The organism is Streptomyces sp. NBC_00236, assembly GCF_036195045.1.
Classification (GTDB): Bacteria; Actinomycetota; Actinomycetes; order Streptomycetales; family Streptomycetaceae; genus Streptomyces.
The window spans coordinates 8,017,152-8,027,946 of record NZ_CP108100.1 but is presented as its reverse complement, the minus strand read 5'-3'; the positions used below and the strand labels follow the sequence as shown (position 1 = coordinate 8,027,946).

The window sequence follows — 10,795 nt, the reverse complement described above, 5'->3', positions numbered from 1 at the left end:
CCTGCGGGTGACCGGTTCGGCCGGGCGCCGGCATGGGTGTGCGCCCGGCCCCGCCGCTGGAGGTGCGGCTGGGCCGGGCGCACGGGGCAACCGTGCTGCGGCTACTTGCCGACCACCACCTCCGCGATCACGGGCGCCGCGGAGCCCGTGTGCCAGGCGAGGCGTACCGCGTCGGCCGTCCGGCCCGCCGCGTCGACGCGCGTGTACGGGCCGTCGAGCGTGCCGATGGTCTGCCAGCTGCCGTCCGCGTTCCGCAGCTGGATGTCGGCCGCGGCTCGTGAACCGGCCGGCTGGAGGACGGTGACCGCGCCGACCTCGCGTGCGGTGGCGAGACCCACCTCCAGCGTTTCGCCCGCCTCCGGAGCGCGCGCGGCGCGGTAGACGCTGTCCGGGTCCCCGTCGGCCGCCGAGCGCAGCGCCGATCCACCGGCAGCCGGCGGGTTGCCCGTGATCTCCCCGTCCGTGGTCGCCACGTGGAACTCACGGACGACGACCCAGCTGTTCTGTCCGGCGGTCGCGCGGGCCCGGACATAGCGGGCCTCGGTGCCGGCGGGCACGGTCGCGGTGACGTCCGCCTGCTCGGAGAACTCGGTGAGCGTGGTCCAGTTCTGCCCGTCCACCGAGTACTCCAGCACTCCCGCGTGGACGTAGTCCTCGGTGCTGCCGGGCTTGCCCATGGCGAGGGTGACGTCGCCGATGTCCCGGGCCGCCCCGAGGTCGACGGTGAGCCGGTCGCCCGCCGCGGGCGGCCCGTCGCTCCAGAAGTAGGTGGAGTCGTCGCCGTCGAGCATCCGGGCGAGGGTGTTGCTCTGGTACGTGCCGAGGCTGGTCGATGCCGTGGGCCGGCCGCTCACACCGAGGATCCGGTCGTGCTCGGCGGTGGCCGCTTCGATGAACCCGTCCAGCTTCCCGTCACCCACGAGGACCGGCACCTCGCGCCCGTCGAGACCCTTGTACGTGAAGGACTTGGCGCGCTCGACCTGCGCGGGCAGTTGCTGACGGAGCGCCCAGGCCCGGTCACCGTCTCCGGCGCGCGCCGCCTCGACCATGCTCAGGGCGGTGCGGGCCGCGGTCGCCCAGGACTCGGTGGCGTCCAGCCAGGGGCCCGAGTCCTCGATGAAGCCGCGGTCCGGAAGGTCCGCGCGCAGCCGGGCGGGCGCGGCTCCGAGGCCGGCGAGCACCGAGGTGAGCCGCTTCGCGTCACCGGACTCCCAGTACCGGGCGAACGCGGCGGACAGCTCCGGTGCCTTGTCGGTGTTGAGCGCCGAGCTGTAGTTGACGTCGGCGAAGGCGCGCAGGGCCTGCTCGGTGCGGGCGTCGCCGCCCGCGTACTCCCCCAGCCCCCTGCCCCACGAGGTGCGCGGGTCGTACGCCGCGTCGTTCCAGGCGTAGTCCGCGACGGTGTACAGCGAGAGCTTCGAGGCGTACGGCTGGATCATCGGGTTGGCGGTGATCCCGGCCAGCCGGCCCGGCAGCCCCTTCTCCCGGCCGTTGAACGGGCCGAGCAGCAGCCGGTTCGTCGCGTAGTCGTTCACCGGGTAGTTGTCCCAGGTCAGGATCGGGTGGCCGAACACCTCGCGGGCCGCGTCGGCCTGAGCGACCGTCATGGTCGGCGCCACCACGCCGACTCCGGTCCACTCGACCAGCACGTCCGGGTCGAGCTGCTCGGACAGGGCCTTCTTGTACGGGGACGGAGCGACGTTGTAGTACTCGGTGGGGACCATCTGGAGCGGCTCGGCACCGGGGTGGGTGGCGATGAACTCCCGGTTGACCTTGTTCAGGAGGTAGGCCTGCGCTGCGCCCGCCGCACCGCCTCCGGTCCCCCACTTCGCCTTGTCGGCGTCGCAGTTCCAGTCGGTGTAGCTGATGTCGTCGAGCGGCACCGCGAAGGTGCGCACTCCGATGTCCCAGATCGTCTGGAACTTGTCGACGAGCGCCTTCGCGTCCGCGTCGGAGCTGTAGCAGACCGAAAGGCCCGGCGAGAGCGCGTAGGTGAACTCGACGTGCCGCTCGACCGCCCGGTCGGTGAGCTCCTTGATCTGCGCCAGCCGGTCGGCGGGGTACGCGTCGCGCCACTTCTCGCGCAGGTAGGCGTCGTCCTTGGGCGAGTACACGTAGATGTTCATCTTGTGCTCGCCGTAGTAGTCGAGCTGGTCCAGGCGGGCCTCGTGGGACCACGGGGTGCCGTAGAAGCCCTCGATAACGCCGCGCAGTGCGGTGCCGGGCCAGTCGCGCACGGCGATTCCGGCGACGCGGGCTCCCGGGTTCGCTCGCTGCGGCAGGATCTGGCGCAGGGTCTGCGCGGCGTAGTAGGTCCCGGTGGTGTCCTTGCCGGCGAGGACGATGCGACCCGCCCCGATGCCGAGGACGTACCCGTCGGCAGGCAGCCCGGACGGCCCTTCGAGCGTGAGGGCGGCCAGCGCGCCGGCGTCGCCGATGTGGACGTTGAGCCCGTTGGGGGCCGGCCGCGCAGCGCGGACGACCCGCTGCGCACCGGCCTTGCGCAGGGCCGCCGTCACGACGCCGAGGGTCGGCTCGTCGGCTGCCTCCCCGGTGACCAGGGTGACGGTGGGAGTGATCGTGATCCGGTCGGACCGGTTCCTGACGGACTGCGGGGTGGGGGTGACGGCCGGGGCGTCCTGAGCCCTGGCCGAGGCTCCGTCCGGTCTGATGCCGGCCGCCTGGGCGACGGGTCCGGTGGTCAGCAGACCACCGGCGAACAGGGCCGCGGCCGCGGCCATTGCGGTGAGACGGGGTGGGCGAGGCGTCACAGATCCTCCATCGGTCACTCAAGTCACCAGAGTCGCGCAACACAACGTCACCGAATTCAACATTCTGGCGCTTACATGTCAATGGTCTGGACAACATCAGCGCTTGGACCTGGACTTTCGTGCTGGGTACCTGGATTCTCGTCGCACAGAACCCCGCGTTCAAATGCCTCTCAGGCCTGGCCTTGTGTCGGCGGAAGCGGTACTCATGCGTCCATGACGGAGAGCATGCACACCCCCGGAATCACCGCTCCTCCCCCGCTCGGCGCGAGCGCCCTGCCGGCCGGCACGTACGACGGGAGCGTGGTGCTGGTGACCGGTGGCGGCTCCGGCCTCGGCAAGGCGGTCGCGGCCGAGTTCGCCCGGCTGGGAGCGCATCTGGTGCTCGTCGGCCGGAATCCCGGGCGGCTGGCAGCCGCCCGGGAGGAGCTGGCGCCCCTGACCGGGGGCCGGGTCCTGGCCGTCCCGGGCGACATTCGCGACCCGGAGAGGATCACGGAGGTGTTCGACACGGCCGAGGCCGAACTGGGGCCGCCCGACGTCCTCGTCAACAACGCGGCGGCCAACTTCCCGTCACCCGCCGAGGACCTGTCGCCGAACGCCTGGCGGGCGGTGCTCGACATCACCCTGACCGGGACCTGGTTCATGACCCGCGAGTTCGGGCGGCGCCACCTCGCCGCCACGACCGGCGGCTCGATCGTGTGCGTCGGCGCCTCGTACGCCTGGACGGGCGGCCCCGGTTACGCACATTCCGCGGCGGCGAAGGCCGGGGTGAAGAATCTGGTCGAGACACTCGCCGTGGAGTGGGGGCCGTACGGAATCCGCGTCAACGGACTGGTTCCGGGCCTGATGCCGCACCAGGACATGACCGGCGACATCCGCACCCACCTGGACCGGGACGGCGCCGCGGAGGACGGGGGGAGCGGACGGCTCGACGCGCGGCAGCCCGCACTCCGCGTGGGCCTGCCACGTGAACTGGGCTGGGCGGCCACGTTCCTGGCGTCGCCGTACGCCGCGTTCGTGTCCGGCCATTCCCTGGTGGTCGACGGGGCGAACTGGCAGCGGCGTTCCCTCGTCGCGCCGCCCGTGGTGCCGGTACGCGAACAGTTGGGGCGCGGCCCCTTCACACTGCCCGAAGCCGAATGAGCGGAGTCGCAGAAGGACGCACGGGGCGGCGGGTCAGGTTCCCTCGAAGTGCGGCGGACGGCGGGCCGCCTTGGCGGCGTAGCCCTCGGCCGCGTCGTGCGAGGTGAGGGTCAGCGCCGCCGCCAGGGCCGTACGGTCCAGCGCCTCGCCGAGGCCCGCGTCCGCGAACGCGTCGACGGAGCGCTTGATGTGCCGTACGGCCAGGGGTGCGTTCGCCGCGACCGCCTCGGCGACCGACCGGGCGGTGCGCTCCAGTTCGGCGAGAGGCGTGACCGACTGGAGCAGCCCGATCCGCTCGGCGGCCGCCGCGTCGATCCGACGGCCGGTGAGCGCGAGGTACTTGGCCCAGCCCGCGCCCGCCTCGCGGGCGATCCGCATGTCGCCACCGGCGTCGACCGCGACCCCGATCCCGGCCTCGGGCAGCGCGAACACGGCATTGTCGGCGGCGATGCGGATGTCTGCCATGAGCGCGAGCTCGAAGCCGAAGCCGAGACAGTAGCCCTGCACGGCGGCGATCACCGGCTGCGGAAGCCCGGCGAAGGCGGCGAAGCGCTCGTGCACCCAGCGGATGCCCTCGTAGTAGCGCTGGGTGCGTTCGGCGGAGGTACGGCCCGTGATGTCACCGCCGGGCGCGGTGACGTCGATCCCGGCACAGAACGCCCGGCCCTCGCCCCGCAGCAGGACCGCACGGACCGAGTCGTCGAAGCGGAGCCGGTCGGCCATGATGCCGAGCTGCCTGCTGGACTCCCAGCTCCAGCCGTTGAGCTGCTCCGGCCGGCACAGCGTCAGCACACCGACGCCGTTCTCGATCCGGAGCGTCATCCGCTCCTGGCCCTGCGGGACGTCGTGGTCCAGGATGTCGAGCACGGCCGCTCCCCGATAGGCTGACACACCGTCAGGCGCCTTTGCGGGGCACAGCGTACGGCGACCCGCCATCGGTGGCCAGGGTCCGTCCGTGCTCAGCGCGCGAAGAGCTCGAACGTGACCGCCGGGCGGCCACCGAAGCGCTCGGCGGACGCCTGCGCGTTGCCGGTGAGGAAGGCGCGGCAGTACGCCTCGGGGTCCTCGTCCGTGAGGGCCTCGATGTACGTACGGTGCGCCAGGAGCGACCGTACCGACCGTTCGAGGCCCGCCGTCGCGTCGACGGCGTGGGTCGGCGTGGACGATCCGGCGACGGCCACCCAGCGCACGCCGTCCCACGGCGCGAGGCCCTGATCGGTGAGCTCCGGGAAGATCCAGCGGTTGCCCGCGTCGGCCGCCGCATCCAGTGCGGCCCGGCCGACCGCACGGTGGTCGGGGGTGTTCCAGGCGACACCGCCCCAGGTGTCGCGGTGGTTCAGCGTGATCACCAGCTCCGGCCGGTGACGGCGGACGGCCGCCGCGATGTCCCGGCGCAGCCCGATGCCGTACTCGATCACCCCGTCGCGGTGATCGAGGAACTCGACGCGGGAGACCCCGACCGCCGCCGCACTCGCGCGCTGCTCCCGCTCGCGCAGCGGCGCGCACTCCTCCGGTTCGAGCGTGTCGATTCCGGCCTCGCCGCGGGTGGCCAGGAGGTAGGTGATGTCACGGCCGTCGTCGGTCCAGCCGGCGACGGCAGCCGCGCAGCCGTACTCCAGGTCGTCGGGGTGCGCGACGACGGCGAGTGCCCGCCGCCAGTCCGTGGGCATGGGTTCGAGCTGTCCCGTCATGTCGGCAGGCTAACCGGCCGGGCCGCACGGGGCCCTGCGTCCCGAGCGCCCCGCCCACCCCATGTTCGAGACGGTGCCGGCCGCTCGTCCGAAACAGCGCCGTCCGCTCACCTGGAACGGTGCGGGCCCGCTCGGCTCAAACACTGCCGGTCCGTCGTACGAAACGGTGCCGCGGCCCTCACGGTCCGTCTCAGGCCAGCGACAGGAAGAGCTTCTCCAGCCGGGCCCGCATCTGGTCCCGGTCCGCGGGTTCGCTGCCGCCGTCGGCCATGCAGTGCTGAAGTCCCGTCGCGATGATCGCGAAGCCCGCGCGGTCGAGGGCCCGCGAAACGGCGGCCATCTGGGTGATCACGTCCTCGCAGTCGCGCCCTTCCTCGATCATCCTGATGATTCCGGTGAGCTGACCCTGTGCGCGGCGCAGGCGATTGAGCACCGACTTGAGTTCATCGGCCGCCATGTCGAGTTCCACACATCCTCCTTTTAATACCCCAAGGGGTATTCTAGCCCGTCCGGGGCAGGAGAGACGGAGTCTCTGCCTCACACCCGGTGAACGAAAGGAAACACTGCTCGTGACCAGCCCCGTATCCCTCTCCCCCACCCAGGCCGCCGCCCGTCTCGCGGAGTTCACCGTGATCGACGTGCGCGCTCCCGGCGAATACGCCTCGGGGCACGTCCCCGGCGCCCTCAACATCCCGCTCGACCGTCTCTCCGAGGCGGTGCCCGCCCTCAAGTCGGCCTCCGCCCGCGGCGCCCTGCTCGTGGTGTGCGCCTCCGGCGTCCGCTCCACGCGGGCCTGCGACATCCTCTCGGCAGCCGACATCGACGCGGCGACGCTGTCCGGCGGCACCTCCGCCTGGGAGGGCGAGGGCCACGGCCTCGACCGCCCGGAGGGCGGCCGGACCACCTGGCCCATGGAGCGCCAGGTGCGGCTCGCCGCCGGCTCGCTCGTGGTGGCCGGTCTGCTCGCGGGTGTGCGCCGTCCGGCCGCGCGCTGGCTGTCCGCCGGTGTCGGAGCCGGTCTCGTCTTCTCTGCCGTGACGAACACCTGCGGCATGGCGGCGGTGCTGTCGAAGCTCCCGCACAACCGCGCTCCGCGCTCGGCCGCGAACCTGAACGCGACGCTGGACGCGCTCCAGGGCTGAGCCGCCACGGCGGCGGGGGCCGTTCGCACACCCGGTGCGAACGGCCCCCGCCCGTACCGGAGGACTCAGACCTCGTCGCGGACCAGAGCCAGCAGCCGGTCGAGCACGCGCGGTCCGCCCGCGCGCAGTCCGTCGTGCTCGAACTCGTCGGTCACCCAGGTGCGCAGCCCGCGGATCGCGGCGGCCGTGCGCAGCGCGTGCGCGGTGTCCACGTACATGTCGTCGTGGTAGACGGCGGCAGCGACCGGCACCTCGTTGGCGGCCAGCCGCTCGGTGTCGTACAGCGGCTCCCAGTCACCGCGGGTGGCGAGCAGCTCCGCGGTCTCGCGGAGCGGGCGCAGCGCCGGGTCGACGTCGAAGTGCCAGGGGTGAATGCTCTCGCCCGTGAACAGGACCGGGCCGTCGCCCTTGAGGGCGGCCTCCGCGTCGAACTGCGGGAACTCCGCCCGGACCCGCTCGGCCGCCCAGCCGGTCGGCCGCTCGTCCTGGCCGTAGATGGCCTCGTGCAGGACCGCGTACAGCGGGTGCCCGGCGAACGAGTTCGCGGTGCGCATGGCCTCCTGGAACGTGTCGGAGAGTTCGGTGCCGTGCGCGGTGGTGACGAAGGCGTTCTCCATCAGGTAGTGCAGCTGGTGGCTGCCGTTGCTCCCGCCGAGCATGATGCCCAGCGACTGGAATCCCTCGGGCGTCAGCCGGTGTCCGGCGCTCTCCGGCCGGTGCTCCGCGAGGTGAGCGGTGATCTCCCGGGCGCGCTCGACGTCCTGCGGGTATCGGCGGTAGTGCGCGGCGACCTTGCGCTCGATCCGCGGGTACGCGGCCCGGTAGACGTCGTCCGCGTGGGCGTCGAGGGAGGGCAGACCGCCCGTGATCAGGACGGCACTGAGGCCCTCCGGCGCGGCCGACAGATAGCGGACCGCGCAGAAGCCGCCGAAGGACTGGCCGAGGACGGTCCAGGGCGCGCCGCCCGTCAGCTGGGGGCGGATCAGCTCGCAGTCGCGCACGATGCTGTCGGACCGGAAGTGCGCGAGGTAGTCGGCCTGCTCACGCGGACCGCCGCGCAACGGCAGGGTCTGCCGGTTGGCGGGGGTGGACAGTCCGGTGCCGCGCTGGTCCAGGAGCAGTACCCGGAACTCCTTCACCGCCCGTCCCAGCCACGCCTCCGCGCCGGTGAATCGCCGGGCGCCGAAGCCGGGGCCGCCCTCCAGGTACACCAGCCACGGCAGCTCCTCACCGGCCCGGGAGCCCGCCACCACCTCGCGGCCGAAGACCTCGATCTGCTCACCGCCCGGGTCTGTGTGATCGAGCGGAACGGTGAAGTGACGGTCGGTGAGGACGAGGCCGGGCAGGCGATAGCTGTTCAAGGGGGCTCCTGTATCGATGGTTCACGGACAGTTCAGCACATAGCCGTTCCCCGGACGGCCCCGGCCCGTGTGCAGGGGGCCCGTGCGGCTCCTACCGTTCAGTCATGATCCGGTTCGAGCAGGTCGGCAAGGTCTATCCGGACGGGACGACCGCGGTCGACGAACTGTCCTTCGAGGTCGCCGAGGGGGAGCTGGTCACCCTGGTCGGCCCCTCGGGCTGCGGAAAGACCACCACGATGATGATGGTGAACCGGCTGATCGAACCGACCTCGGGCCGGATCCTGGTCGACGGCGAGGACATCTCGAAGGTCGACCCGGTGAAACTGCGCCGTCGGATCGGCTACGTCATCCAGCAGGTGGGGCTCTTCCCCCACCGGACCGTCCTCGACAACACCGCGACCGTCCCGGCGCTGGTCGGCTGGAAGCGGTCCCGGGCGCGTGCGCGGGCTGCCGAGCTCCTCGATCTGGTGGGCCTTGACCCCGGCACGTACGGCTCGCGGTATCCCGCCCAGCTCTCCGGCGGCCAGCGCCAGCGGGTCGGGGTGGCGCGCGCTCTGGCGGCCGATCCGCCGGTGCTGCTGATGGACGAACCGTTCGGTGCGGTGGACCCGGTGGTGCGGGAACGGCTGCAGAACGAGTTCCTGAGTCTGCAGGCCACGGTCAGGAAAACGGTCCTGATGGTCACTCATGACATCGAGGAAGCGGTGCGGATGGGCGACCGGATCGCGGTGTACGGGGAGGGGCGCATCGAGCAGTTCGACAGTCCGGGTGCGGTCCTCGGCTCGCCGGCGACCCCGTACGTGGCACGGTTCGTCGGTGCGGACCGCGGGTTGAAGCGGCTGTCCGTCACCACGATCGAACCGGAGGACCTGGAGGAGCCGCCGGTCGCCCGGCTGGACGAGCGGGCCTCGGTGGCGGCGGCCCGGCTCGGCGCCGCCGGTGCGCGATGGGCGGTGGTGCTGAACGGCGGCGGTGAGCTGCACGGCTGGGTGTCGGCGGACTCGCTGCGGATCGCCGGTGAGCACGGGACGGTGGCTGAACTGGCCCGCCGGATGGACGCCTGGGTGCCGGTGGGAGCCCCGCTCAAGCAGGCGTTCAGCGAGATGCTCCAGCACGACGCCGGGTGGGTGGCGGTCCTGGACGGGGCGCGCTTCCTGGGTGTGCTGACTCCGGCGAAGCTCCATGAGGCCCTGCGGCGTTCGGTGGACGCGGACGCGCAGGGCGTGGCTCGCGACGAGGTGCGGTTCGACTCGGTGGCGGACGCCTGACGGGCGCCACCGGGCGCGGGGGGTCTGCCCGGGCGCGGGGGGTCTGCCCGGGCGCGGAGGGCTCACGGGGGCGCCCGGCGCTGAGGCTTCACTCACCGGCCACGTGACGCCAGAAGTCCTGCATGGTGCGGGGCGGTTTGGGGCCGGCCATCTCCACCTGGGTGAACATGATCGCGACCGTGCCGGTGGCCGGGATGATGTGGGCCGTGGTGCCGGTGCCACCGACCCAGCCGTAGCGGCCCGGCACATTCCAGGGGTCGGTCCTCTCGACGTCCACCGAGCCGCCGAATCCCCAGCCCTGTCCCTCGGTGAACAGTCCGCTCGCCCTGCGCTGTGCGGGGGTCAGGTGGTCGGTCGTCATCTGCCGCACCGACTCGGGTGTCAGCAGAGCGCGGTCGCCCACGGTCCCGCCGGCGAGCAGCATCCGGCCGAAGGCGCACCAGTCGGCGGCGGTCGAGACCAGGCCGCCTGCCGCGGACGGGAATTCCGGCATGCTGCTCCACTGTCCCTCGGCAGCATCGACGAGTTCGAGGTCCCCTGTCTCGCCGGCCCGGTAGTAGCTGGTGAACCGGTCGAGCTTCTGCGCGGGTACCTCGAAGCCCGTGTCGGTCATGCCGAGCGGCTCGAACACCCGCTCGGCCAGGAACTCCGGCAGCGACTGCCCGGAGGCGCGGGCGATCAGGACGCCCAGGATGTCGGAGCAGGTGTTGTACAGCCATGCCTGCCCCGGCTGGCACAGCAGCGGGATGCGCGACAGCGTCGCCGTCCAGGCGTCCGGGGCGGCGACGGCCCGAGGTTGCGGCGGGCCCTGCTTCAGTTCGCTGAACAGGGGCGCGACGGCGGGCAACGAGAAGTCGGAGGGGAACCCGTACCCGGCCCGGAAGGTCATCAGGTCGAACACGGTGAGGGGCCGGTCGGCCGGGACCACGTCGTCGACCGGGCTCTGGGGGGTGCGCACGACCATGGGCGATGCCAGTTCGGGCAGCCAGGACGCGACGGGGTCCTCAAGCCTGATCCGGCCGTCCTCGATCAGCATCATGGCCGCCGCCGCGGTGATCGGTTTGGTGGTGGAGGCGATCCGGAAGATCGAGTCCGGGGCCATCGGGGTGTCACCCCGGGTGTCCGCGCCGCCGACCGCATGCAGATCCACCCGGTCGCCCCGGGCCACCAGGCCCACGGCTCCCGGCACCGATCCGTCGCGTACGTGCGTCTCCAGTACTTCACGCAGGGTGCTCATCGCTCCGCCTTCTCGCGTCGAGGGTCAACAAGCATGACTCCCGCGACGGTGCGAACTCATCGGGCCGCGCCGGGAGTCCGACGCCCTCGCCCCGGCGGATCCGGGCAGCGCGCCGTCGTTCGGCCGGGAGGACGGCAGCAGCGGGCCGCCGTTCGGCCAGCAGGACATCGGCTGAGGCAGCG

Annotated in this window: 9 protein-coding genes; 3 read left to right on the top strand and 6 right to left on the bottom strand. The window is 72.3% G+C overall.

The genetic code is table 11. The annotated features are described in order from the left end of the window. Nucleotides 1–101 precede the first annotated feature (101 nt). The gene (locus tag OG446_RS35765; protein WP_328897937.1) at nucleotides 102–2,771 is read right to left on the bottom strand and encodes a beta-N-acetylglucosaminidase domain-containing protein; all 2,670 of its coding nucleotides are present in this window, start codon (nucleotides 2,769–2,771) and stop codon (nucleotides 102–104) included. A gap of 213 nt (nucleotides 2,772–2,984) precedes the next feature. Here OG446_RS35765 and OG446_RS35760 point away from each other — a divergent pair, with 213 nt between their 5' ends. After that, complete coding sequence (locus OG446_RS35760; RefSeq protein ID WP_328897936.1) at nucleotides 2,985–3,914, top strand: SDR family oxidoreductase; 930 nt, start codon at nucleotides 2,985–2,987, stop codon at nucleotides 3,912–3,914. 33 nt (nucleotides 3,915–3,947) lie between these two features. On the opposite strand, the gene OG446_RS35755 is transcribed toward OG446_RS35760, so the two are convergent. From OG446_RS35755 to OG446_RS35745, 3 genes are all read right to left on the bottom strand, one after another. Continuing rightward, the gene (locus OG446_RS35755; RefSeq protein WP_328897935.1) at nucleotides 3,948–4,805 is read right to left on the bottom strand and encodes an enoyl-CoA hydratase/isomerase family protein; all 858 of its coding nucleotides are present in this window, start codon (nucleotides 4,803–4,805) and stop codon (nucleotides 3,948–3,950) included. A gap of 68 nt (nucleotides 4,806–4,873) precedes the next feature. Continuing rightward, nucleotides 4,874–5,605, bottom strand: coding sequence for a PIG-L deacetylase family protein (locus OG446_RS35750; RefSeq protein ID WP_328897934.1), 732 nt, complete (start codon nucleotides 5,603–5,605; stop codon nucleotides 4,874–4,876). Nucleotides 5,606–5,795: 190 nt separating this feature from the next. Continuing rightward, nucleotides 5,796–6,074: a metal-sensitive transcriptional regulator gene (locus tag OG446_RS35745; protein ID WP_148015298.1), complete on the bottom strand. Its 279-nt coding sequence runs from the start codon at nucleotides 6,072–6,074 to the stop codon at nucleotides 5,796–5,798. Between the two features lie 100 nt (nucleotides 6,075–6,174). Between OG446_RS35745 and OG446_RS35740 the strand changes: the two genes are divergently transcribed. Then, nucleotides 6,175–6,747 carry a rhodanese-like domain-containing protein gene (locus OG446_RS35740; RefSeq protein ID WP_328897933.1) on the top strand — a complete coding sequence of 191 codons (573 nt, stop codon included), beginning with the start codon at nucleotides 6,175–6,177 and terminating at the stop codon, nucleotides 6,745–6,747. Nucleotides 6,748–6,812: 65 nt separating this feature from the next. Here the strand turns inward: OG446_RS35740 and OG446_RS35735 are convergent, their stop codons facing one another. Continuing rightward, nucleotides 6,813–8,108, bottom strand: a complete 1,296-nt coding sequence (locus OG446_RS35735; RefSeq protein ID WP_328897932.1) for an alpha/beta fold hydrolase — start codon at nucleotides 8,106–8,108, stop codon at nucleotides 6,813–6,815. A 104-nt stretch (nucleotides 8,109–8,212) separates the two neighbouring features. Here OG446_RS35735 and OG446_RS35730 point away from each other — a divergent pair, with 104 nt between their 5' ends. Beyond that, complete coding sequence (locus OG446_RS35730) at nucleotides 8,213–9,376, top strand: ABC transporter ATP-binding protein (RefSeq protein ID WP_328897931.1); 1,164 nt, start codon at nucleotides 8,213–8,215, stop codon at nucleotides 9,374–9,376. An 88-nt stretch (nucleotides 9,377–9,464) separates the two neighbouring features. Here the strand turns inward: OG446_RS35730 and OG446_RS35725 are convergent, their stop codons facing one another. Then, nucleotides 9,465–10,613, bottom strand: a complete 1,149-nt coding sequence (locus OG446_RS35725) for a serine hydrolase domain-containing protein (RefSeq protein ID WP_328897930.1) — start codon at nucleotides 10,611–10,613, stop codon at nucleotides 9,465–9,467. Nucleotides 10,614–10,795 lie beyond the last annotated feature (182 nt).

Excerpts from the sequence above, each read along its gene's own strand:
- OG446_RS35760 (WP_328897936.1), top strand. The coding sequence starts at position 2,985 with ATGACGGAGAGCATGCACACCCCCGGAATCACCGCTCCTCCCCCGCTC.
- OG446_RS35750 (WP_328897934.1), bottom strand. The coding sequence starts at position 5,605 with ATGACGGGACAGCTCGAACCCATGCCCACGGACTGGCGGCGGGCACTC.
- OG446_RS35730 (WP_328897931.1), top strand. The coding sequence starts at position 8,213 with ATGATCCGGTTCGAGCAGGTCGGCAAGGTCTATCCGGACGGGACGACC.
- OG446_RS35725 (WP_328897930.1), bottom strand. The coding sequence starts at position 10,613 with ATGAGCACCCTGCGTGAAGTACTGGAGACGCACGTACGCGACGGATCG.